Genomic DNA, 22,583 nt, shown 5'->3' on the forward strand with positions numbered 1-22,583 from the left:
CCATGAGCGAGACGACAGCTACCAAGCGTAAGCCGGTGGGCAAGGACCTCTCGACCAAGCGTCGGCTTGCCCGTGCCAAGCGGCACACGCGCATCCGCAAGAAGATCGTTGGCACCGCCGAGCGTCCGCGTCTGGTCGTGACCCGGTCGCTGCGCAACATCGTCGCGCAGGTCATCGACGACACCAAGGGCCACACCCTGGTCTCGGCTTCCAGCCTGGAAACCGATGTCCGGGCCGTCGAGGGCGACAAGAAGGCCAAGGCCACCAAGGTCGGCGAGCTCGTTGCGGCCCGTGCCAAGGACGCCGGCATCGACAAGGTCGTGTTCGACCGCGGCGGTAACGCCTACCACGGTCGGGTGGCCGCGCTGGCCGACGCCGCCCGTGACGGCGGACTGGAGTTCTGACAAGTGGGTAAGAACGAGAACGGAAGGGACGCCTGATGCCTGGACGCACTCGGCGTGAGGGCGGGGACTCCGGCGGCAAGGACCGCCGGGATCGCCGCGACGGCGGCCGTGGCGGGGCGGCCCAAGAGAAGACCCCGCAGTTCGAACGCGTCGTGACCATCAACCGCGTCGCGAAGGTCGTCAAGGGTGGCCGGCGGTTCAGCTTCACCGCGCTGGTCGTCGTCGGCGACGGGGACGGCATGGTCGGTGTCGGTTACGGCAAGGCCAAGGAAGTTCCGGCGGCGATCGCCAAGGGCGTCGAGGAGGCGAAGAAGAACTTCTTCCGCGTCCCGCGCCTGGGCGGCACCATCACCCACCCGGTGCAGGGCGAGGACGCCGCGGGCGTCGTGCTGCTGCGTCCGGCCAGCGCCGGTACCGGTGTCATCGCCGGTGGCCCGGTTCGCGCGGTGCTGGAGTGCGCCGGTGTCCACGACGTGCTGAGCAAGTCTCTGGGCAGCGACAACCCGATCAACATCGTGCACGCCACGGTCGCCGCGCTGAAGCTGCTGCAGCGTCCGGAGGAGGTCGCGGCTCGTCGCGGCCTGCCCCTGGAGGACGTCGCCCCGGCGTTCATCCTGCGTGCCCGTGCGGCGCAGCAGGGGGCCTGATCGACATGGCACAGCTGAAGATCACCCAGGTGCGCGGGCTGGTCGGCACCAAGCAGAACCAGCGCGACAGTATGCGCTCCCTCGGGCTGCGCAAGATCCGTCAGTCCGTGGTGCGTCCGGATGACTCCAACGTGCGCGGCATGATCAACGCCGTCCGTCACCTGGTGACGGTCGAGGAGGTCGACTGACATGGTCATCAAACTGCACGACTTGCGTCCGGCCCCCGGTGCGAAGCGCGACAAGGTCCGCGTCGGCCGTGGTGAGGGCTCCAAGGGCAAGACCGCCGGTCGCGGTACCAAGGGCACCAAGGCCCGCAAGAACGTCTCCCCCCGCTTCGAGGGCGGGCAGATGCCGATCCACATGCGGCTCCCGAAGCTGAAGGGCTTCAAGAACCGCTTCCGCACCGAGTACCAGGGTGTGAACATCGGTCGGCTTGCCCAGGCGTTCCCGGAGGGCGGCACCGTCGGCATCGACGAGCTGGTCGCCAAGGGCCTGGTCAAGAAGAACGAGCTGGCCAAGATCCTCGGCGACGGGGATCTGGAGGGCATCAAGCTGGAGGTGACCGCGCACGCGTTCACCGGCAGCGCCCAGGAGAAGATCACCGCTGCGGGTGGTTCGGTCACCAAACTGGACCGCTGACAACGGTTTTCCAACCGAGGGCCGGGCGACGGGAAGTCGCCCGGCCCTCGGTCTTTTCCCGATCAGGTGAAGACTGGAGGGCGCTTTCGACCGGTGCAGTCGGTCGAAGGCGCCCTCCACCCGCAACCCGATCGTTTCGGTGTACCCGGGAATTGGTGGTTCCCGGTCGGCCGCGTGATCGAATTGCCTTGGGGGACAATCTGTTTCGTCTTGTCCTGGGGGCAGAGTATTTGGGTGTTCACGTTTTTCGGGGGACCTGTGAAAAATCTGGTTCGCCGATGGCGGACGCTGTGATCAGCTGTGCGGCTTCGGTCGCCGTCCGTGGCTTCGTTCGGGCCTGCTAGAGTCGCCCCGGCAGTGCCGTAATGAACGGGTGCTGTGGAAATCACCGCATTTTTCCCGGCCGGTTCCGACCGGCTCGCGTACAGGAGGTTCGCGTGCTCGGCGCCTTCCGCTCGGCTCTGGCGACGCCGGACCTGCGCCGCAAGATCCTGTTCACCCTGGGCATGGTCGTGCTCTACCGGCTCGGCGCCACGATCCCCTCTCCGGGGGTTTCGTACCCGAACATCCAGAAGTGCATCGAGCAGATCCAGGGCAGCGGTTCGCAGAGCGTGTACTCGCTGCTCAACCTCTTCAGCGGCGGTGCGCTGCTGCAGCTGTCGGTGTTGTCGCTGGGCATCATGCCCTACATCACCGCGAGCATCATCATCCAGCTGCTGCAGGTGGTCATCCCGCGCTTCGAGCAGCTGAAGAAGGAAGGCCAGTCCGGCCAGGCGAAGCTGACCCAGTACACCCGGTACCTGACCATCGCGCTGGCGATCCTGCAGGGCACCGGCATCGTGGCGCTCGCGGTCCGCGGCCAGCTCTTCCAGGGCTGCTCGGTGTCGGTCATCCCGGACGACTCGGTGCTGAACCTGATCACCATCGTCGTCGTGATGACCGCCGGTGCCGCGGTGCTGATGTGGATGGGCGAGCTGATCACCGAGCGCGGCATCGGTAACGGCATGTCGCTGCTGATCTTCGTCTCGATCGCCTCGCGGATCCCGGCCGAGGGTGGCGCGATCCTCACCTCGCACGGCGGGCTGGTCTTCACCGTGGTGTGCGCCTTCGCCATCGTGATCATCGCGACCGTGGTCTTCATCGAGCAGGCACAGCGCCGGATCCCGGTGCAATACGCCAAGCGCATGATCGGCCGCCGGATGTACGGCGGGACCTCCACCTACCTGCCGCTGAAGGTGAACCAGGCAGGTGTCATCCCGGTCATCTTCGGTTCCTCGCTGCTGTACCTGCCGCAGCTGCTCGGCCAGCTGGCCGGCAACCAGGACACCTGGTGGGCGCGGTTCATCCAGACCTACATCGTGTCGCCGTCCAGCTGGGTGCACATCCTGCTGTACATGTCGTTGATCGTCTTCTTCGCGTACTTCTACGTGTCGATCACGTTCAACCCGGAAGAGCGCGCCGACGACATGAAGAAGTTCGGCGGGTTCATCCCGGGCATCCGGCCCGGTCGGCCGACCGCGGAGTACCTGAACTTCGTGCTCTCCCGGATCACCCTGCCCGGCTCGTTGTACCTGGGCATCATCGCGATCCTGCCGAACTTCTTCCTCGGCATCACCGGCGGTCAGGGCCAGAACCAGAACTTCCCGTTCGGCGGCACCGCGGTGCTGATCATGGTCAACGTCGGCCTGGACACCGTGAAGCAAATCGAGAGCCAGCTCACGCAACGCAGGTACGAGGGTTTCCTCCGGTAAACTGGACGGTCCGGGCGCGCGGTGGCGCATGCCCGGGGACCGTCGTTGCGGGTGGGCCGGCTTGGTGCGCGTGGCCCATGCGTAGGGTTGGAGCGTGGCTGCCCGGATGCATTCAGGGCGCCCGTGCAGCTCGTCAGCAGTTGGCGCGCGATCGGATTGATTCGGAGGCAGACCCTTGGTGCGATTGGTTCTCGTCGGCCCGCCCGGTGCGGGCAAGGGCACCCAGGCGGCCGTGCTCAGCGAGCAGTTGGACGTCCCGCACATCTCCACCGGAGATCTGTTCCGCGCGAACATCGGCAACTCCACCCCGCTCGGCCAGAAGGCCAAGAGCTACATGGATGCCGGCGAGCTGGTCCCCGACGAGGTCACCAACGAGATGGTGCGCGACCGCCTCTCCGACGAGGACGCCGCCAAGGGCTTCCTGCTGGACGGCTACCCCCGCAACACGGCGCAGGCCGAGGTGCTCCGCGATATGCTGAGCGAGCACGGCGCGGAGCTGACTGCGGTGCTGCAGTTCGACGTGCCGGAGGAAGAGCTGGTCAAGCGGATGCTCGCCCGCGGGCGCTCGGACGACACCGAGGACGTCATCCGCCGTCGGCTGGCGGTGTACCGTTCGGAGACCGAGCCGCTGCTGCAGTACTACCGGGACCGGATCGTCAAGATCGACGCCGTCGGCTCGATCGAGGAGATCACCGCCCGAGCGTTGGAAGCGCTGCGCAACCGGGAGTGAGCCGGTCGGCCGGTCGTCGCGGTGACCGGCGGGGAACGCAGTCCGAGAAAGAATCCTGAAGGTGAGTGCCTTGTTGCGTCGGGGGAAGGGCATCGAGCTCAAGTCGCGGGGCGAGATCGAGGCGATGCGCGCCGCCGGTCTGGTCGTGGCCCGCGCGCTGGCTGCGGTGACCGAGCACGCGAAGCCGGGGGCGAGCACCGGCGAGCTGGACGCGGTCGCGGAGCAGGTGATCCGGGACGCCGGCGCGGTGCCCTCCTTCAAGGGCTACCACGGTTTCCCGGCGTCGATCTGCGCTTCGTTGAACGAGAAGGTGGTGCACGGGATCCCGGCCCGCACCGAGGTCCTAGCCGAGGGCGACCTGTTGTCGGTGGACTGCGGCGCGATCTTGGAGGGCTGGCACGGCGACTCCGCCGTGACGTTGGCGATCGGCGAGGTGAGCGCGAAGGACCGCGGCCTGTCGGCGGCGACCGAGGCCAGCATGTGGGCGGGCATCGAGCAGGTCCGGGCCGGGAACCGGCTGACCGACATCTCGCACGCGGTGGAGACCGCGGCGCGCTCGGCCGCGCAGGCCGATGGCGTGGAGTACGGGATCATCGCGGAGTACGGCGGTCACGGCATCGGCACCCAGATGCACATGGAGCCGTTCCTGCCGAACCTCGGCAAGCCGGGGAAGGGCCCGCGGCTGCGGGTCGGCATGGCGATCGCCGTGGAGCCGATGCTGACGCTCGGTTCGGCGGAGACCGAGGAGCTCGACGACGCCTGGACCGTGGTGACGGAGGACGGCTCCCGCGCCGCGCACTGGGAGCACACGGTCGCGATCACCGAAGACGGCCCCTGGGTCCTCACCGCCGCCGAGGACTGACCAGTCCCCGATGCGATTTCAATGGAAATCGAAGGTCTGATTTCAATGGAACTTGCGCCGGGTGGAGTCACTTGGGGCGGCGGCAGGCGTAGATGCGGGCCGGGGGGACGTTGCGCCAGATCGCGGTCCGCGGGAGCACTTCCTCGAAGGTGTCGTGCAGCGCCTCGACGAACTGCCGGGTGGGCGGTCGCCACAGCGTGGTCAGGTACGTGACCGTGGTGAATACCCCGTTCGGCGCCATCACCGAGGCAGCCTGCAGGAGCAGCTCGCGCTGCTTGTCCGGCGGCAGCAGGGTCCACGGGATGCTGCTGATCACGGCGTCGACCTGGTCGACCCCGGCGTCGTCCAGCAGTTTGCGCAGGTGGGTGGCGTCGCCCTCGATGACATCCAGCCAGGGCTTGGTGCTGCGCAGGTAGCGCACCATCTCCGGGTCGATCTCCACGGCCAGGTGCCGCGCGCCCTCGGACAGTCGGCGCTGGATGGGGCCGCTGAGCGCGCCGGTGCCCGGGCCGAGCTCCAGCACGGTCGGGGTGCCGTAGCTGGGCACCACGGTGGCCACCGCGGCCGCGACGTGCTGGGAGGTCGGCAGCACGGCACCCACCCTCGACGGTCGGCGGGCCGCGCGGTTGAGGAACGTCCAGTACTCGCGCAGCTTCTTTCGCTTGCTCACGGCCACTCCTGCCAAATCGGCGAACGCGGCGACGGTAGCTGGTGCTTCGATCGCAGCGTGCAGCGGATCTTTGCAGGTCGCGGTACGTGGCGATGCGTCTTCATGAGTTTGCGGCGTGTCCACCTGGACTGGTGTGCTGTTGGTCATGCGTCAAGCCTGGTGCGCAGGTGACGGAGCGTGATTCGGGGTTCACCCGGGCAGTGTCCCAGTTTCATCCCTGCGGGTTGCGCGGCCTACCGCAGCGGGCGGCGGCAGATGTAGTGCAGGACCGGCGGGAGGTTGCGCCACGTGGTGTGGGTGAGGACCTCGTCGAACGTCTGCCCCAGCCGGGTGCGGAAGCGGCGGCCGCCCGGCGTCTGGTCGGCGGGCAGGTAGGTCAGCGCGGTGAACGCGCCCTGCGGGGCGAGCGCCTCGGCGGCCTGCCGCAGGATGTGGTTCTGCGCGTCGGCCGCCAGCAGCGACCACGGGATGCTGCTGATGACCGCGTCCACCCGGTGGATGTTGTGTTTGTCCAGCAGCGCGAGCAGGTCGCCGGCGTCGCCGTGCATGATCTCCATCCAAGGCTTGTGGGTGCGCAGGTGCTCGACCATGCCCTCGCCTAGCTCGATGCCGATGTGCCGGGAGCCCTCGGGCAGCCTGCGGTGGATGCCGTTGCTCAACGAACCGGTGCCGGGGCCGAGCTCGACCACCACCGGGGTCCCGGTCGTCGGCACCACCTGGGCTACCGTGGCGGCTACCGTGGCGGAGGTCGGGGTCGCCGCGCCGACCATCTTCGGGTTGCGCACCGCGGTCTGGAAGAAGGTCCGGTACTCCTCCAGCTTGCTCGCCGCGTTCTGCCCGACGCTGCCGACCTTGCGGATCTGCGGCGCTGCGCTCCAGCCGCGTTGCTCCTGCTGAGGTGTCACGCTTCTCCTCGGTTCTCCCACGGTCCGGGCCCTCGACCCCGATGTCGGGCGTGTGATCGAAAGTAGTGAGATCCGAAGCGACCGCGCAAGCCGCCGCGAGGCGCGGTCGGGTTCCGTCATGAGCGTCACCCTCACGTTGCACAGCGTGTCCACAGCGCCGTTGAGCTGCCCCGATGTGGAGCGCCCAAACGGCGCCGCGTACAGTGGAACATCGGCGCACTCGTAGCGCCGGTTCGTTGTGCCTGGTAATCCGCTCCATGTTCCCGGAACGGGTCGTCATCGGTGTTCCGGACCGGGCTGCGGTGTGCCCGTCGCGGGTGCCGGGGCCTCCGGTGCAAGCGGCGGGACTTAGGTCCGCAAACCGTCACCGTCACGAAACGCGGAGGACATGGGCAAGAAAGACGGGGCCATTGAGGTCGAGGGTCGGGTGATCGAACCGCTCCCCAACGCGATGTTCCGTGTCGAGTTGGAGAACGGCCACAAGGTCCTCGCACACATCAGTGGCAAGATGCGTCAGCACTACATCCGCATCCTGCCCGAGGACCGGGTCGTGGTGGAGCTCTCGCCGTACGACCTTTCCCGTGGGCGCATCGTCTACCGCTACAAGTGACCTCCACGGTGTCCGGGCGACCGGACACGCGTCCGAGCAGGAGAGCACGACCGTGAAGGTCCAGCCGAGTGTGAAGCGAATCTGCGACAAGTGCCAGGTCATCCGCCGTCACGGGCGGGTGCTGGTGATCTGCGACAACGCCCGTCACAAGCAGCGTCAGGGCTGAGCGCAGCACAGCGTCGCAAAAATTGAGTAGGAACTCCCTCGACCTGTCGGCCCTAACGCGGGCCGATTGACCCCCGGACCAGGCCGGGGCTCCGCATCAGTTGCGGGGGCGGCGAGGGACCAGACCTGGATCAACGAAGGAGAACCGGCCAGATGGCACGGGTCGTCGGCGTCGATCTCCCGCGCGAAAAGCGCATGGAGATCGCGCTCACCTACATCTACGGGATCGGCAAGACCCGGTCGAAGGAGATCCTCTCCGCGACCGGAATCTCGCCCGACGCCCGGCCGCGCGACCTCGATGACGAGCAGCTCACCAAGCTGCGCGACTTCATCGAGAGCAGCTACCGGGTCGAGGGTGACCTCCGCCGCGAGGTCCAGGCCGACATCCGCCGGAAGATCGAGATCGGCTGCTACGCGGGGCTTCGGCACCGCCGGCACCTGCCGGTTCACGGGCAGCGGACGAAGACCAACGCCCGTACCCGCAAGGGGCCGAAGAAGACGGTCGCCGGCAAGAAGAAGGCCGGGAAGAAGTAAGCCTCGCTAGGAGTCAGCTAAAGCCATGCCACCCAAGTCTCGCGCTGGTGCCGTCAAGAAGGTGCGGCGCAAGGAAAAGAAGAACGTCGCTCACGGCCAGGCGCACATCAAGAGCACGTTCAACAACACCATCGTTTCGATCACCGACCCGACCGGTGCGGTGATCGCCTGGGCCTCGGCCGGCCACGTCGGGTTCAAGGGCTCCCGTAAGTCCACCCCGTTCGCCGCGCAGATGGCCGCCGAGAACGCGGCCCGCAAGGCCGCCGAGCACGGCATGAAGAAGGTCGACGTCTTCGTCAAGGGTCCGGGTTCGGGCCGGGAGACGGCGATCCGTTCGCTGCAGGCCGCCGGTCTCGAGGTCGGCACCATTCAGGACGTGACCCCGCAGCCGCACAACGGCTGCCGGCCGCCGAAGCGGCGTCGGGTCTGAGGCGCGGGAAGGAGTAGACAGAGATGGCACGTTATACCGGTCCCGCGACCCGCAAGTCCCGCCGTCTGAAGGTTGACCTCGTCGGTGGTGACCAGGCGTTCGAGCGCCGTCCGTACCCCCCGGGGCAGCACGGCCGCGCGCGCATCAAGGAAACCGAGTACCTGCTGCAGCTCCAGGAGAAGCAGAAGGCGAAGTTCACCTACGGTGTGCTGGAGCGCCAGTTCCGCTCGTACTACGAGGACGCTAACCGGCGCCCGGGCAAGACGGGTGACAATCTCCTGCAGCTGCTGGAGTCCCGGCTGGACAACGTCGTTTACCGCGCCGGCATGGCCCGGACCCGCCGGATGGCGCGGCAGCTGGTCAGCCACGGCCACTTCACGGTCAACGGCAAGAAGGTGAACGTCCCCAGCTTCCAGGTTTCGAAGTGGGACATCATCGACGTCAAGCCGAAGTCGGTGCCCACCACGCCGTTCATCATCGCCAAGGAAACCGTCGGCGATCGGCCGGTGCCAGCCTGGCTGCAAGTTGTGCCCTCGAACCTGCGGATCCTGGTGCACCAGCGCCCGGAGCGCGCGCAGATCGACACTCCGGTCACCGAGCAGCTCATCGTCGAGCTCTACTCGAAGTGACGCGTCCCGTCGGCGGCCCCCCTCGGGGTCTGGCCGCCGGCGGCTCGCAGCCATTGGTGGCGGTGCAGGAATCCGCCACCGGCCCGCGCTTCGCGGGCAACGCCATTCCATCGGCGTCAAATAGCGGGCGTCGTGAGGAAAGGAAAACGAAGTGCTCATCTCCCAGCGACCCACACTGTCCGACGAGGCGGTGTCGGAGACGCGCTCCCGGTTCGTCATCGAGCCGCTGGAGCCGGGCTTCGGCTACACCCTCGGCAACTCGCTGCGTCGCACCCTGCTCTCCTCGATCCCGGGTGCGGCGGTCACCAGCCTGCGCATCGACGGTGTGCTGCACGAGTTCACCACGATTCCGGGTGTGAAGGAAGACGTCACCGACGTCATCCTGAACATCAAGGAGCTGGTCGTCAGCTCCGAGGAAGACGAGCCGGTGACGATGTACCTGCGCAAGCAGGGGCCGGGTGAGGTCACCGCGGCCGACATCGTGCCGCCGGCGGGCGTCACGGTGCACAACCCCGACCTGCACATCGCCACCCTCAACGCGAAGGGCAAGCTGGAGATCGAGCTCGTCGTCGAGCGTGGTCGTGGCTATGTCCCCGCGATGCAGAACAAGCAGACCGGTGCCGAGATCGGCCGCATCCCGGTGGACTCGATCTACTCGCCGGTGCTGAAGGTGACCTACAAGGTCGAGGCGACCCGTGTCGAGCAGCGCACGGACTTCGACAAGCTGATCCTCGACGTGGAGAGCAAGCCGTCGATCACCCCGCGCGACGCGGTGGCTTCGGCGGGACGCACCCTCGTCGAGCTGTTCGGGCTCGCCCGCGAGCTCAACATCGACGCCGAAGGCATCGAGATCGGCCCGTCGCCGGCGGAAGCCGACACCATCGCGGCCTACGCGATGCCGATCGAGGACCTCGACCTGACGGTGCGCTCCTACAACTGCCTTAAGCGGGAGGGCATCCACACCGTCGGCGAGCTGGTCTCGCGCAGCGAGGCCGACCTGCTGGACATCCGCAACTTCGGTGCGAAGTCCATCGACGAGGTCAAGATGAAGCTGGCCGGCCTTGGGCTCGCGCTCAAGGACAGCCCGCCCGGATTCGACCCGTCGGCCGCGGCGGCCGAGTACCCGTCCGAAGGCTGGTCCTCCGAGGAGACCACCGTCGGCGCGATCGGGCCCGTCGAGGACAACGGCTACGACGACGGTCAGGACTACGCGGAGACAGAGCAGCTGTAGCTGTGTTGCGCGTCCGGGGTACACCGGCGCGCCCTGAGAGGAGCAACCGATGCCCACCCCGACCAAGGGTCCGCGTCTCGGCGGGTCGCCGGCGCACGAGCGGCTCATCATGGCCAACCTGGCCACCTCGCTGTTCGAGCACGGCCGGATCACCACGACCGAGGCGAAGGCGAAGCGGCTTCGGCCGATCGCCGAGCGGCTCATCACCAAGGCCAAGAAGGGTGACCTGCACAACCGTCGCGAGGTCATGAAGACCATCCGCGACAAGGACGTCGTGCACAAGCTCTTCGCCGAGATCGGCCCGCACTTCGCGGAACGCAACGGCGGTTACACCCGCATCGTCAAGATGATGCCGCGCAAGGGTGACAACGCGAAGATGGCCGTCATCGCGCTGGTGACCGAGAGGCTCGTCACCACCGAGGCGGAGGCCGCTCGCGGCACGAAGTTCGCCAAGGACGAGCCGAAGGCCGAGGAAACCCCGAAGGCCGAGGCTCCGGAGGCCACCGAGGCCACCGAGGCCACCGAGGCCACCGAGGCTCCGGAGGCCAAGGCCGAGGACACCGCTGCCGAGAAGAAGGACGAGTCCTGATTCCGGCACGTAGTGCTGCCGTGAACGAGCCCGCCGCTCCCGCTGGGGACGGCGGGCTCGTTCGCGTGCGCCTCGACGTTTCCTACGACGGCACGGATTTCTGCGGCTGGGCGAAGCAGCCGGGTCAGCGCACCGTGCAGGGCCTGGTGGAGGACGCGCTGGCGAAGCAGCCGCCGGGGCGGTCGGTGCCGCGACCGGTGGTGGTCGCCGGGCGGACGGATTCCGGGGTGCACGCGTCGGGGCAGGTCGTGCACTTCGACGTGGCGCCCCACGACCCGGTCGGCGGTGGGCGGATTTCCGTTAACGCGCAGGGGATCCCGGACCTGGGGCGGATGGTGCACCGGTGGAACCGGATCCTCCCGCCGGACGTGCGGGTGCTGGGGGCGCGGATGGTGCCTTCGGCGTTCGACGCGCGGTTCTCGGCGCTGCGCCGGCACTACCGGTACCAGGTGTCGGACGCACCGTGGGGCGTGGATCCGCTGCGGCGCCGGGACACACTCGCCTGGAACCGGCCGCTGGACGTGGCGGCGCTCAACGCCGCGGCGCAGGAGTTGTTGGGGCTCAACGACTTCGCGGCGTACTGCAAGCCGCGGGAGGGCGCCACGACGGTGCGCGAACTCCAGCGCTTTGAGTGGGGGCGGGTGGCGGAGCACCTGATCGTCGCACACGTCAGCGCGGACGCGTTCTGCCACTCGATGGTCCGGAGCCTGGTGGGCACGCTCCTGATGGTCGGCGACGGACGGAAAGCCCGGCCCTGGCCGGCAGCACTCCTCGAATCCACCAACCGGACGACGGCGGTCGCCCCGGCCCACGGCCTGACCCTGACGGCCATCGACTACCCGTCAGACGAAGACCTCGAAGCCCGGGCCGCGCAAACCCGGGCGATGCGCACCCTCCCCTGATGCGGAGTGGGGACAATTTCGCGAGAAATTGACCGTCACCAGGGTGAACGTCAATTTCTCGCGAAATTGCGCAACAGCTCGCGCTCAGTCACCTTCGGCGGCCGAGGGCGTGCTTGACTTCGGCGACTACTCCTTTCGGGTCGCCGTAGAGGCTGTCGGCTGTCACGACGACAACGGTCCAGCCGCATTCCCGAAGGCGTCTCCGCCGTTGCCGATCACGTTGCTGTTGTCCGGGATCGGCGTGCCAGGCGCCGTCGTACTCCACGGCGAGTTTCGATTCCTCGAAGGCGAGATCGACCCTGGCCACGAATCCGCGTTCGTCGTACACCTCGACCTGCGGCGTTGGCGCGAGCCCACCTTCGACGAGGGTCACCCTCAGCACGGACTCGGGTATCGATTCCGCCCGACCGTCCAAGAGTTCGAACGCACGCTGTGCCTTGCGGACTCCGTAGTAGCGGCGGGTCGAAATGAAGCGTGCCAGGTCGTCCTCGTTGACCAGCCCGGCGTGCAGCATGGCATCGCAGTTGGCGATGCCAAAGCTCGGTGCGTTTCGAGCGAGGACGTCAAAGGCGGCTCTGGTGGGCGTTGCCCGTCGGATGCTGTTCCACGCGACGTGCTCGTCGACGCTGCTTTTCCTGGCCCAGGCTCGTAGGCCGAATCGGCGGTTCATGTAGCTGTGATCACTGACTAGTACTTCTACGGGATCGTTCGGTCCGGCTAGCGGGACTCCGAGCAAGGTTGCAGCGGAGCGGACGGTGAGGATGGCGTCGTCAGGCAGGGTTATTGAGGCGGCGCGACATCGGAGCTCGTGCGTGATCTCGACGTCTCTCGTCGTGTAGATCCCGTGGATGACCTTGCGGAAGTTGGTGCGCAGTTCGCGGTCTTTGATGCCGTGTGCGATCGCCTCGCCGCGGGTGAACAGCGGGGCTTCGGTCTTGTACGGAAGAACGGTCGAAGTGTCCATGTAGGACAGAGTGGCGGACCGGAAACGCTGCTGTCACGCACCGTTTTTAAATCTGTGGATGACTCGGGACGCTGTGGACAACTTCGTGACCCCGAACGGGGGGTGATGTGCAATTTCGCGAGAAATTGACCGTCACCAGGGTGAACGTCAATTTCTCGCGAAATTGCGCAACAGCCGGTGATGGTTGGCGGGTTGCTGGCCGTGGTGGCGGCCGTCCCGTCGAGTGCGGCCGTGTCGACTCTGGGGTGGAAGCCGTGCGGAAGGGGACCTCGAGTGCTCCGCCATCGAGGTGGCCGGAGGCTGGGCGAAGTCGTCTGGTGGAAGATCTCCATCCAGTTCGCCCGGCAACTTCGCAGACCTGCGGAAGGGCTTCGGCGTGGTCAGCTCAACACCGCGGATCTGGGCATCATTTCCGGTTATGAGCAGTTAATATCACTCGCTGCTCAGGGGCCCGAAAACGAAAAGCCCCGACCGTCGTGGCCAGGGCTTTCGCGGTGTTGCCGGAGGAGTCAGTCGCCGCGGCGGATCGGGCCGAGGATCTCCTTCTCCTTCTGGTTCGTCACCAGGCGGATCATCGTCCAGGTCATGTTGCCGAGGGCGATCACCTGGTCGTCCTTGAGCTGGGTCAGCTGCTGGACCTGGTGGCCGCGGAGGCTCCAGATGCGCTGGGCGAGCTGTGCCTGGTTCAGCGGGAGGCGCTGCAGCAGCACCAGGTCCGCCGTGTTCGCCGCCGTGCCGCTGCTGACCTGCGGGTGTAGGTAGGGCAGCACGTACATGGTGGTCTGCCACGGTGCGCGCGGCGGGAACAGCTCCTGCGGCACCGCGCCGCCGTCGTGGATCACCAGCAGCGGAGTGTCCTCAGTGGACCTCGGGAGGTCGAACGGCGCCAACCGCCGGATCTGCGCCAGCGGCACCGGCTTCCCGTCCGGGGTCTGCCCGGCCGCGCGCTCCAGCATCTTCCACGCCGCCGGTCGACCGGTGGCGACGATCACCCAGGCACCGGTGGCCATCGCGCGCAGCGCGAGCTGCCGGGCGAGGTACAGGCCGCCGACGGTGACCATGCGGGTCGGGTGCGGCCGCAGCATCGACGCGGCCTGCGCCTCGCCCTGCGGGTCGGAGCCGATGATCACGCCGCCGCGGTCGCCGGACGGGCTGATGGCGTCCAGGGTTTCCGCGGTGACCAGGAATTCCGGTGCCGCGCCGCGGCTGCCCGGCACATCGATCGTTCTGCTTCGGCTCATGCCGCACCTCCGAGCGGCAGCGTCGCCGCGTAGCCGGCCAGTTGCGAGCCGCGCAGCGGGGTCAGGGTCAACCCGAGACGGTTGCTGATCGCCTTCAGCCGCTCGTCGGCGGCGTCCAGCTCGGTGGGCGTGCGGGCGCTGACCCGGACCAGGCCGCGCAGCCCGACCTCGCCTTCCTCGCCGACCGGCGAGATGGACAGCGCGATGCTGGTGGACAGCGCGCGGATCCCGGTGAGCGCGTTGAGGCTGTCGTTCATCTGGTTCGGCCAACCGGTGATGGCGTAGCTGGAGTGCCCGACGCCACCGGCGGTCACGCCGTCCCACCGCTCCTTGAGGCCCACCGGCCGTTGCGAACCGAGCACGCCGTGCAATTCCGCCGAGGAGATCCCGGCCTGCAGCAGCTCGTCGGGGTCCAGCGGACGGGTCGGCACGCCCTGCCGCTCCAGCGCATTGCGGACTCGGGACAAGGCCCCGATGAGCGCCCGCTGCGCGCCGATGATGCCGCCGCCGCGCTCGCCGACGGCCTTGGCGCAGCGCTGCGGGTCGAGGCGGACCGCGATCCAGGTGGTGCGCCGGGCGGCCGCGGGCAGTCGGCCCAGGACTTCGAGGTAGGAGTTCAGCGCGGGCGAATTCGACGGCAGCGCCGCGCTTCCCGGGTAGCAGTGCCAGATGACCTGCACCGCGTCGAGCACCACGCCGCGGTCTTCCAGGCACGGAACCAGCACGCCTAGCGGCAGGTTCGGCGCGCTGTCGACCGGGTTCAGCAGTGACGGGGCCGGCTCGACCATCAGCACCGCGGTCCACTTGCCTTTGTGCCACGACATTCCGACCGGGTTGCGGTCGTGGTCCTGGGTGCGGGCGATCACCAGGTCCTCGACAACCAGCCGCAGCAGCGCGACGCGGTGGTTCTCGTCCGGGCCGATGATGCCGTCGCCGTCCTTGTCCTCAGCCGGCTCCATCGCATCGACGTTGGCCGGGTGCGAAGCCCTGGTGTGGTTGCGGCCGCGGTATTCGAGCACCAGCCCGAACCACTGGGTGAACCACCTGCCGCGCCGCCGCAGCAGCGCGATGATGATCGCCAGCACCGCCACGCCGGCACCGACCGGCAGCGGCATGTTGTTGATCTGGGTGAGGATCAGGCCGATGGCGAGGCCGACCTCGATGAGCACGATGTTGGCCGCAGGGATGCCGCCGAGCGTCACGCCGTTGATCCGCCGCCGGCGCGCGCGAATTCGGGCGCGGGGCGGGTTGGCGGGCCCGGGAGCTTTCGGCTGGGCCGGATGTTGTGTGGTCACGGACATCCGTTCGGTCTCTCCCCCTCGCAGGTAAGTGCGGCACACGGCGCGCTGGGACGCGTTGTCGGAGTCAGCCGCGTGATGAGAATACTGACGGACTCGGTCGAACCGCACCCATTCGGTATATCTCTGCGACTATCCTGCGAAACCGTACCTCGGACGGGAGAGCTGTAGGCGAAGAATGGCATCAACACCCACAACGAAGTCACAGGTTCAGGCGTATCGGTTCGTGCTGCGCCGCATGGAGTCGGCGCTGGTGCGGAAAGACGCGGTGATGCTCCACGATCCGATGGGTTCGCACAAGCGGGCCACGGTCGCGGGTGCGGTACTCGCCGCTGTCAGCATGATCGGGTTCCTTGTTTGGGGCCTTTTCGGTGGTAAGGGCAACGTCCCGGAGCCGGGTTCGATCGTCATCGCCCAGGAAACCGGCAACGTTTTCGTCGTAACTTCAGACCAGCAGGCCCAGAAGCGGCTCATTCCGATGCTGAACATGGCCTCGGCGAAGTTGCTGGTCATGGCGCAGGGGGGCGGTCAGGGTGGCGGCCCGGTGGAGCCGACCAGGGTGAAGCAGGCCGCTCTGGCGGACTTCCCGCGCGGTGCGCTCACCGGCATGGTCAACGCCCCGACCTTCCTGCCTGACGCCAAGAATCCCGCAGAGCCGTCCTGGGCGATCTGCGATGTCGGCCAGGTCCGGGACACCCTCAGCGATGCCAAGGTGGAGGCCGCGACGAAGGTGGAGACGACGGTCATCGGCGGTGACGGCAACCACGGCACCGAGATCGCGCCGACCCAGTCGCTCTACGTCAAGGACCAGACTTCCAAGGAGGAATACCTCATCTACCGTGTGAAGGACCTGCCGGGTCGGCAGCACACGCACGCGGTGAAGTCGAAGATCAGCATGACGGAAACCACGGTCATGGACGTCTTCCGGCTTCGGGGTGCCACGCCGCGGACGATCAGCACGAATATGCTGAACGCGATCCCGGAGGTCCCGGCGCTGCAGGTGCCCACCATCCTGGGTGATGGTCAGCAGCTGCAGAGCTACATGGCCCGCTACAAGGTCGGCGATGTGGTCAAGCGCACCCTGCCGGGGCAGCCGGACCAGTTCTTCCTGTTGCTGCAGAACGGGAAGCAGGAGATCAACGAGGGCGCGGCGGCGGTGCTGCACGCGTCGAAGACCAACAGCCAGGACATCCCGAACGCGACGGGTGCGGTCACCGACGCTCCGCAGGCCGACCCCAGCGAGCAGATCAACCTCTCCAGCTTCCCGACGGCGGTGCCCACGCCGGTCACCTTCCAGCAGTCCGACACTTCCTGCCTGAGCTGGAAGAACGTCAACGGTGATCAGAACATCACGGTGACCCTGCACAAGGGCTCGCCGACGGCGAAGGCGCCGGTCAAGCTGGCCCAGTACGACGGTGCCGGCCTGAACGTCGACTACTTCTACATGCCGCCGGGCAAGGCGGCCGTGGTGCGCGGGGCCTCGAATGAGGCCGGTGCGGACAGCGGCCCGATTTTCCTGGTTTCGGACCAGGGCGTGCAGTACGGCATCAAGGACGTCGCGACCGCGCAGGGACTCGGCGTGATCGGCGGTGCCGGCGACATCAAGGCGGGGCCGTCCTGGCTGATGCGGACGCTGCCGAACGGCGACTTCCTCGACCCGGCGAACGCGAGCCTGACCTACGACTCGGTCCCGGTCGGGCCGGGCGGAGTGAACCGCCCGCCGCAGAACCCGCAACAGCAGCAGCAAGGCGGAGCCGCCCAATCAGGTAGCTGACGGTTCGGGTCGCGGGAGCGGCCGAGCCCACGCGCCGAACCGGGAACCGAACTGGTCGGCTCCAACGTCCGAGGAACAAGCGATCCGCCCGCAGCCCACGGTGAGCTGCGGGCGGATCGTCGTAAGAGCGACCGAACGTGGGAGGTACCGGATGTCGGGGATCCGGATCGACATCGAATGGCTGGCGAGCTGCGCGCGCGAGGTGCGCGCCGCCGGCGAGGAGATCACGGCGGCGCAGCCGGCGCTGACGGACGCGGAACTCGCGCCGGAAACCTTCGGCGCGCTCGGCCGCGAGGCCGGTGCAGCCGAGGCCTACCAGCGCCTGTACGCCCTGCTGCTGGACCAGAACCGCCGCGCCGGGGAGACCTTGACCGGAGCCGGGGACGAGCTGCGCGAGGTCGTGGACTTCCACACCGGGGGCGACGACGACAGCGCCGTCGAGATGCGAAAGCAGGAGGCATGAGCATGGCGCGCAACAGCTCCGAGGTGGCCGAGCACCTCGACTACCTGTCCCGCATCGCCGACGAACTGGAGGTCGCGAACTCGATCCCCGCGGATCTCGCCGACCTGGTCGGCCGCCACGAGGAACTGCGCGAGGCGGCCCGGGTCTGGCGCGAGGGCGCGGAAAACCTGGAGAACGCCGCAGCGCGCGTGCAGGGCAGGCTCGGCGGAATCGATTCTGCTTGGCAGGGCCAGGACGCCGATGCCTTCCTCGCGCACGTCCAGGAGGTCGGCCTGGCGGGCAACGACCTGGTCGACACGATGCGCGCGCTGGCGGATGTGCTGGACCACACGGTGGAAGCCCTGCAGGCGCAGTTGGACGACTTGGGCGGACTGGTCGCGGAAGCGGCGGATTCGGTGTCCGCGGCGCTGCTGGCACCCGAAGGAGGGGCGAAGCGGGCGCGCAAGCACCTGGCGGAATTGGCGCAGCCCGCCAGCGAGCTGGCGGAGTCCATTTCGGACACTTATCGCGCGTTCGCGCGGTTCTGTGACGAAGTGGAGGCGGGCCGGTCGGCGGGATCGGTGCAGTTCGACCACCGGATGCCCGCCCAGGCATGGGACTTCAACGCCCCGACCCCGGCACAACCCCCGGCGCTCGCCGAGCCGGCGGGGGCTGAATCGGCTGGCGGCGGTGCCGGAGGTGTCGGTGCTGTCGGTGGAGGTGCCGCTGCGGCGGGGGATTCCGGGGCGCCCGGAGGAGGTGCGGAACACCCCCTCTCCCCAGGCGACACCACGCGAGCCGGGGAGCCTTCGGCGGTGCCACCCGCTGCCGCTGCCGCTGGTGGCGCCGCCGGTGCGGCGGGCGGTGTTGCCGCCGGCGGCATGATGGGCGGCATGATGCCGATGGGCGGAATGATGGGTGGCGCGCAGGGTGCCGGCCAGGACCGGAAGAACCAGTCCCGGCTGAAGAGCAAGCCGGAGGAGCTGTTCGGCACGCCGCCGGATGCGGCCCCGGCGGTCCTCGGCGAGTCGTCGCGAGACCGCGACCAGAACCAGGAACGGCCGGCCGCGACGATCCGGCAGTCGACGCGGAGGCTCGGTGTCCCGTCGATCATCGAGCCGCCCACCCCACGCCCCTCGATCCCGGACGCCCTCCACCCCAAGCAGACGGCGGAAGACACCCCAAAGCCTAAGCCCGCCACGGCATCGGTGGGCGACGCGCCACCGCCGAAGTCGAAGACGGGTACGGCATCGGTGGGTGATGCGCCACCGCCGAAGCGCCGGAACTAGGCCTCACGCCAACAAGATCCGCACATGTACGCAACCCACCCTGGGCTGGCACCGTTGAGCCCGCTTCGACTGTTGGGGACCCGTGAGTGTTATCGGGTGCGATAGAGGCTGCTTGGGATGTGTTGGTTGAGGCGAACGGACCGTTCGTGCCGTCTACCGAGGTGAACAGGCCGTTCGCTTCACACCAGCAACCCCGGGGCCTGCGTCAGGTCGTTGAGGCGAACGGACCGTTCGTGCCGTCTACCGGGGTGAACAGGCCGTTCGCTTCACACCGATTGGCGAGGCAGCAGCACGCCCCTCCCGCTAGGGCGGCCACCGGGATCTCCAGGCAGCGCGGGTTCCCAAACAGCCTCTGCAGCGCCAACGCACCCACGGCACCTGGCTTGCGGAAACGGGCGGTGTCGCGCCGTGGTCGTGCGGAGCCGGGTTGCCTGGATCCGCCTCGGACGTTGCGGACCGCGTTGATCAGGAATGCCGTGAAGATGATCGCCGCGATTCCCGCTCCCGCACCGCCCAGGGCGATGATCAGGGCCGGGAAGTCCTTCTGCGGGATGTGACATCCGCGTCCAGCTTCGTCGGCTTCGGCGGCGGCGCCGCCACGCCCCAGCGATCGTATCTTGGTGGCCGACAACTCTGTGTCCGGCGGCTGGTATGGGCCTTTGTGTGGGCAGGACATCGATGGTGCTGTTTGGCGGCCAGTTCCGCCGGATCGCTTATGTCGCCGCGCCTTGTCTGGTTCTCGCAAAGCGATGACATAGATAGGTGCTGAAGAAGTTCGTTCGGCAGGTAGATCGAGCGAGGAGCCTGGTGGGTCTAACGAGACGGCCCGGTGTCCGCATGGGACACCGGGCCGTCTCGTCGAACGCCTTCAGCCGCCGCTGTTTTCGCGGGCTCGGGCTCGGACGTTGCGGACCGCGTTGATCAGGAATGCCGTGAAGATGATCGCCGCGATTCCCGCTCCCGCACCGCCCAGGGCGATGATCAGGGCCGGGAAGTCCTTCTGCGGGATGACATCCACGTCCAGCTTCGTCGGCTTCGGCGGCGGCGCCGCCTTGTCGTACTCGGATGGGAGGACGTCGCTCAGCGCCGCCATTGGATCGACCATGCCGTAGCCGACGATGTCGTTGCGTCCGTTGATGCCGCCCGGGTGCAGGGCCGTCTGCTTGATCCGGTCCATCACCTGCTGTGCGGACTCGGCCGTGTTCATCGGCTTGCCTTCGCGCGCGAACTTCTCCTTGATCAGTGCCGCCAGGCCGGACACGTACGGCGCGGCGAAGCTGGTGCCCTGGATCGGGCCCATCTGGCCGTCCTTGCCCCCGGCGATTTGGCTGGCCAGGCCCTTGCCTTGGGAGCCCGGGTCGAGGGTGATCAGGTTCTCGCCCGGCGCGGCCACGTCCACCCACGGACCCGGCACGGTGAACTCCGACGGCGCACCCGCCTGGTTCACCGAGGCGACGGTGAGCACGTAGTCGTCGAACCAGGCGGGCAGCACCGCGGTCGTCGGGCTGCCGGCCGGGTTCTTCTGGCAGGCTTCGCCGACGTTTCCGGCTGCGGCGACCACAACGACCCCCGCTTCGTAGGCCTGCTTGACCGCGTTGTGCAGTTCCTGGTTACCAACGTCGAGGGGGTTGCTGCCCTGCGCGATCGGCTGGCACGACGACTGCGAGATGTTGATGACCGCGGCGCCCTGATCGACCGCGCCGTTGATGGCCTGCGCCATCGTCTGGGTGTTGCCGATCGTCGAGTTGTCCGACTGACGTATCCACACCTGGGAGGACTGCCGGATCGACAGGATCGTGGCTTCTGGTGCGACCCCGGCATAACCTGTCTGGCCGGTCTCGTCCGGGGCCGCCCCGATGATGCCCGCCACAATCGTGCCGTGTCCGTCGCAGTCGAAGGTGGCGCCGCCGCCCGGGACGGTGTTGTCACCGCCCTGCAGGTGGTGCAGTCGCGGATGTGGGTTCACCCCGGTGTCGATGACGGCCACCTTCTGGCCTTCACCCTTCAAGCCCTGCTCGTGGGCCCGTTCGTAGCCGAGCACCAGCTGGCTCCACGGCTTCTCCTCGATCATGGAGTTGCCGGTGTTGCCGCGCATGCAGCCCTGCTTTTGTTCGTAGCCGGCCGAGGCGTCCATTTTGGACCCGGTCTGCCACGCCTCGTTCAGCTGCGGCGGACCGACGGTCTGCGCGACCGCGGGTGCCGTGGGGCCGCCCAGCGCGAACGTGCCCACCGCGGCGAGCAGCGCGAATCCGCGCAGCCCGCCGCGGGAGCGGGAGATCCTAGAGCGCATCACGCCGCCCCTCAGAAGAAGTTCAGGTTGAGGTCGCGGATGTACATGTAGAGGTTCATGGCGGCCAGCGCCAGCGGCAGCACCAGCGCGATCAGGACCGCTTCCAGGATGTCCACCGTGCGGCGCTGCACCGGCGAGAACCGTCGGTTCGGGAACACCACGCCGAAGATGATCGCCAGGATGCCGAGCAGCAGCAGCGGCGGGAAAACCCAGGCCACCGCCAGCGACCACTGCGCAACCTGCACCAGCAGGCCGATGGTGACGCCCAGGGACGACAGCAGACCGCTCAGCAGCAGCGCGATCGCCTGGCTGCCGTTGGCGTAGTTGCGGCCGCGCAGCAGCAGGACCGCCGAGACGACGATCGCGAACACCGCGCCCCAGATGCTGGCCGCGGCCGCGAGGATCGAGCCGAGCGCCGCGACCACGCCGCAGCCGATGATCAGGCCCGTCATGTACTGGTGCGCCAGGCCGGTCTGCCGCTCGATCATGCGGTAGTCCGGGAAGCCGGTGTCTTCCTTGAGGTCCTCGGCGCTGCCCGGCACGTGCGGCAGCGGCAGCTTCGCGAGCTGGATGGTGATGCGCGGCAGCAGCGAGATGCCGGCCAGGCCGACGGCCGCGGCGCCCGCGGCGATGCCCGCGATGCTGGCGGTGGGCACCAGCGTCGCGACGAGGAAGGCGATGGTGCCGAACGCCGCCGCCGTGGCGGCCGCGATGAACGTCACGATGCCCGCGCCGATCACCATGATCGACACCGAGGCGAAGATCAGCGTCAACGCGCAGGCCAGCAACAGCCTCGGTTCGAGGGCGTTGCCCGGCACGATGTTGAAGCCCGCGACGAACGCCATCGGCAGCCCGCCCGCGGCGGCGATCACCGTGCCGGTGGTGGGCGCCGCGTAGGCGCGGGTCACGATCGAGCCGACGCCGGTCGCGAAGATCGCCACCACGACCGCCGTTACGGCGGCCACGATCTGGTAGACGATCGGCGCCGTGCCCTCCAGTTCGGGGTGCAGCAGCCCGGCCGGGCCCGCCAACCCCAATGCGACGGCCGCACCGATGAGCGCCAGCGCGCCGGCCGCGTGCCCGATCTTGGCCGCGGTTTCCTTTGTCCACGGCCGGTAGCTGCCCGGTTCCGCTTCCGCGAGCGCGTCGACGACGTCGTCGTACAGCGGCGGCGGCGGGTCGTCCGACCGGCGCCGCAGCTGCAACATGTCGCCGTCGACGATTCCCTGCGAGGACAGCGTCTGGCTCGGGTCGAGGGGCTGGCTCTCCCCGAGCTTGGCCAGGCACCAGCCGCCGTGCCGCGAACCGCCGTCCGAGGTGATCCCGCGGGCCATGTCCAGCACCATCGGCAAAAGGTCTGCCACCGCCACGTCTGCGGGAAGCGCCAGGTCGATACGAGTTGTAGGCGCCACCACCGTCACGCGGCTGAACACCGTGGTCCCGGTCGCCACTTGGGCCCCCTACTCCCTGAGGTTGATTGCCTTGCATTCATTTGTGTCGTTGGGCTCGATCCAACCAAGGCCGGTTTTTCTCGTGAAACTGGCCCGCCCGGTCGAAGAGCGCCCCTAGTATGGCCACACCGACCGT

At 68.1% G+C, this 22,583-nt stretch carries 26 protein-coding genes; 18 read left to right on the forward strand and 8 right to left on the reverse strand.

What is annotated here, in order from left to right; all coding sequences use genetic code 11:
• The first annotated feature begins 2 nt into the window (after positions 1–2).
• The 7 genes from rplR (at position 3) to map (ending at position 5,033) form a co-directional block, all read left to right on the forward strand.
• Positions 3–404: a 50S ribosomal protein L18 gene (gene rplR / locus DL519_RS33445; RefSeq protein ID WP_168585496.1), complete on the forward strand. Its 402-nt coding sequence runs from the start codon at positions 3–5 to the stop codon at positions 402–404.
• A gap of 35 nt (positions 405–439) precedes the next feature.
• Positions 440–1,051 carry a 30S ribosomal protein S5 gene (gene rpsE / locus DL519_RS33450; protein WP_190820752.1) on the forward strand — a complete coding sequence of 204 codons (612 nt, stop codon included), beginning with the start codon at positions 440–442 and terminating at the stop codon, positions 1,049–1,051.
• 5 nt (positions 1,052–1,056) lie between these two features.
• The gene (rpmD, locus tag DL519_RS33455; protein WP_168585494.1) at positions 1,057–1,239 is read left to right on the forward strand and encodes a 50S ribosomal protein L30; all 183 of its coding nucleotides are present in this window, start codon (positions 1,057–1,059) and stop codon (positions 1,237–1,239) included.
• Position 1,240: 1 nt separating this feature from the next.
• On the forward strand, positions 1,241–1,690 hold the full coding sequence (rplO, locus tag DL519_RS33460) for a 50S ribosomal protein L15 (protein ID WP_168585493.1): 450 nt from the start codon (positions 1,241–1,243) through the stop codon (positions 1,688–1,690).
• Between the two features lie 437 nt (positions 1,691–2,127).
• Positions 2,128–3,441, forward strand: a complete 1,314-nt coding sequence (secY, locus tag DL519_RS33465; protein ID WP_190820753.1) for a preprotein translocase subunit SecY — start codon at positions 2,128–2,130, stop codon at positions 3,439–3,441.
• Positions 3,442–3,616: 175 nt separating this feature from the next.
• On the forward strand, positions 3,617–4,171 hold the full coding sequence (locus DL519_RS33470) for an adenylate kinase (RefSeq protein ID WP_190820754.1): 555 nt from the start codon (positions 3,617–3,619) through the stop codon (positions 4,169–4,171).
• Between the two features lie 70 nt (positions 4,172–4,241).
• Positions 4,242–5,033 carry a type I methionyl aminopeptidase gene (map, locus tag DL519_RS33475; protein WP_190824375.1) on the forward strand — a complete coding sequence of 264 codons (792 nt, stop codon included), beginning with the start codon at positions 4,242–4,244 and terminating at the stop codon, positions 5,031–5,033.
• A gap of 67 nt (positions 5,034–5,100) precedes the next feature.
• Here map and DL519_RS33480 read toward each other — a convergent pair whose 3' ends face one another.
• Together DL519_RS33480 and DL519_RS33485 are read right to left on the reverse strand one after the other, a co-directional pair.
• Positions 5,101–5,703 carry a class I SAM-dependent methyltransferase gene (locus DL519_RS33480; RefSeq protein WP_190820755.1) on the reverse strand — a complete coding sequence of 201 codons (603 nt, stop codon included), beginning with the start codon at positions 5,701–5,703 and terminating at the stop codon, positions 5,101–5,103.
• A 233-nt stretch (positions 5,704–5,936) separates the two neighbouring features.
• Positions 5,937–6,608: a class I SAM-dependent methyltransferase gene (locus DL519_RS33485; RefSeq protein WP_223839871.1), complete on the reverse strand. Its 672-nt coding sequence runs from the start codon at positions 6,606–6,608 to the stop codon at positions 5,937–5,939.
• Positions 6,609–6,996: 388 nt separating this feature from the next.
• Here DL519_RS33485 and infA point away from each other — a divergent pair, with 388 nt between their 5' ends.
• From infA to truA, 8 genes are all read left to right on the forward strand, one after another.
• Positions 6,997–7,218 carry a translation initiation factor IF-1 gene (gene infA, locus DL519_RS33490; protein ID WP_009948665.1) on the forward strand — a complete coding sequence of 74 codons (222 nt, stop codon included), beginning with the start codon at positions 6,997–6,999 and terminating at the stop codon, positions 7,216–7,218.
• 52 nt (positions 7,219–7,270) lie between these two features.
• The gene (gene rpmJ / locus DL519_RS33495; RefSeq protein ID WP_010315372.1) at positions 7,271–7,384 is read left to right on the forward strand and encodes a 50S ribosomal protein L36; all 114 of its coding nucleotides are present in this window, start codon (positions 7,271–7,273) and stop codon (positions 7,382–7,384) included.
• Positions 7,385–7,536: 152 nt separating this feature from the next.
• Entirely contained in the window at positions 7,537–7,917 is a 381-nt protein-coding gene (gene rpsM, locus DL519_RS33500) for a 30S ribosomal protein S13 (protein ID WP_010315370.1), read from the forward strand.
• A gap of 25 nt (positions 7,918–7,942) precedes the next feature.
• Positions 7,943–8,347: a 30S ribosomal protein S11 gene (gene rpsK, locus DL519_RS33505; RefSeq protein WP_132493023.1), complete on the forward strand. Its 405-nt coding sequence runs from the start codon at positions 7,943–7,945 to the stop codon at positions 8,345–8,347.
• Between the two features lie 23 nt (positions 8,348–8,370).
• The gene (rpsD, locus tag DL519_RS33510; protein ID WP_190820757.1) at positions 8,371–8,976 is read left to right on the forward strand and encodes a 30S ribosomal protein S4; all 606 of its coding nucleotides are present in this window, start codon (positions 8,371–8,373) and stop codon (positions 8,974–8,976) included.
• A 151-nt stretch (positions 8,977–9,127) separates the two neighbouring features.
• Positions 9,128–10,207: a DNA-directed RNA polymerase subunit alpha gene (locus tag DL519_RS33515; protein WP_190820759.1), complete on the forward strand. Its 1,080-nt coding sequence runs from the start codon at positions 9,128–9,130 to the stop codon at positions 10,205–10,207.
• 49 nt (positions 10,208–10,256) lie between these two features.
• Positions 10,257–10,796 carry a 50S ribosomal protein L17 gene (rplQ, locus tag DL519_RS33520; RefSeq protein ID WP_190820760.1) on the forward strand — a complete coding sequence of 180 codons (540 nt, stop codon included), beginning with the start codon at positions 10,257–10,259 and terminating at the stop codon, positions 10,794–10,796.
• Positions 10,797–10,816: 20 nt separating this feature from the next.
• Positions 10,817–11,698, forward strand: coding sequence for a tRNA pseudouridine(38-40) synthase TruA (truA, locus tag DL519_RS33525; RefSeq protein ID WP_190820761.1), 882 nt, complete (start codon positions 10,817–10,819; stop codon positions 11,696–11,698).
• Between the two features lie 88 nt (positions 11,699–11,786).
• Here the strand turns inward: truA and DL519_RS33530 are convergent, their stop codons facing one another.
• From DL519_RS33530 to eccE, 3 genes are all read right to left on the reverse strand, one after another.
• Positions 11,787–12,662 carry an endonuclease domain-containing protein gene (locus tag DL519_RS33530; RefSeq protein ID WP_190820762.1) on the reverse strand — a complete coding sequence of 292 codons (876 nt, stop codon included), beginning with the start codon at positions 12,660–12,662 and terminating at the stop codon, positions 11,787–11,789.
• 509 nt (positions 12,663–13,171) lie between these two features.
• On the reverse strand, positions 13,172–13,903 hold the full coding sequence (locus DL519_RS33535; protein ID WP_010315349.1) for a hypothetical protein: 732 nt from the start codon (positions 13,901–13,903) through the stop codon (positions 13,172–13,174).
• Positions 13,900–15,204, reverse strand: coding sequence for a type VII secretion protein EccE (gene eccE, locus DL519_RS33540; RefSeq protein WP_223839872.1), 1,305 nt, complete (start codon positions 15,202–15,204; stop codon positions 13,900–13,902). Before eccE ends, DL519_RS33535 begins: the two co-directional genes overlap by 4 nt.
• Before the next feature lie 175 nt (positions 15,205–15,379).
• On the opposite strand from eccE, the gene eccB reads away from it, so the two are divergent.
• From eccB to DL519_RS33555, 3 genes are all read left to right on the forward strand, one after another.
• The gene (gene eccB, locus DL519_RS33545; RefSeq protein ID WP_190820763.1) at positions 15,380–16,975 is read left to right on the forward strand and encodes a type VII secretion protein EccB; all 1,596 of its coding nucleotides are present in this window, start codon (positions 15,380–15,382) and stop codon (positions 16,973–16,975) included.
• A gap of 151 nt (positions 16,976–17,126) precedes the next feature.
• Complete coding sequence (locus DL519_RS33550; RefSeq protein ID WP_190820765.1) at positions 17,127–17,438, forward strand: hypothetical protein; 312 nt, start codon at positions 17,127–17,129, stop codon at positions 17,436–17,438.
• A complete protein-coding gene (locus DL519_RS33555; protein ID WP_190820766.1) occupies positions 17,435–18,706 on the forward strand; it encodes a WXG100 family type VII secretion target in 1,272 nt (423 codons plus the stop codon). Before DL519_RS33550 ends, DL519_RS33555 begins: the two co-directional genes overlap by 4 nt.
• Before the next feature lie 205 nt (positions 18,707–18,911).
• Here the strand turns inward: DL519_RS33555 and DL519_RS47535 are convergent, their stop codons facing one another.
• The 3 genes from DL519_RS47535 to eccD form a co-directional block, all read right to left on the reverse strand.
• The gene (locus tag DL519_RS47535; protein ID WP_223839873.1) at positions 18,912–19,382 is read right to left on the reverse strand and encodes a hypothetical protein; all 471 of its coding nucleotides are present in this window, start codon (positions 19,380–19,382) and stop codon (positions 18,912–18,914) included.
• Positions 19,383–19,574: 192 nt separating this feature from the next.
• Complete coding sequence (gene mycP, locus DL519_RS33565) at positions 19,575–20,996, reverse strand: type VII secretion-associated serine protease mycosin (protein WP_190820768.1); 1,422 nt, start codon at positions 20,994–20,996, stop codon at positions 19,575–19,577.
• A gap of 11 nt (positions 20,997–21,007) precedes the next feature.
• A complete protein-coding gene (eccD, locus tag DL519_RS33570) occupies positions 21,008–22,447 on the reverse strand; it encodes a type VII secretion integral membrane protein EccD (protein ID WP_168585481.1) in 1,440 nt (479 codons plus the stop codon).
• Between the last annotated feature and the right edge of the window lie 136 nt (positions 22,448–22,583).

The organism is Saccharopolyspora pogona (genome assembly GCF_014697215.1).
Taxonomy (GTDB): Bacteria; Actinomycetota; Actinomycetes; order Mycobacteriales; family Pseudonocardiaceae; genus Saccharopolyspora; species Saccharopolyspora hattusasensis.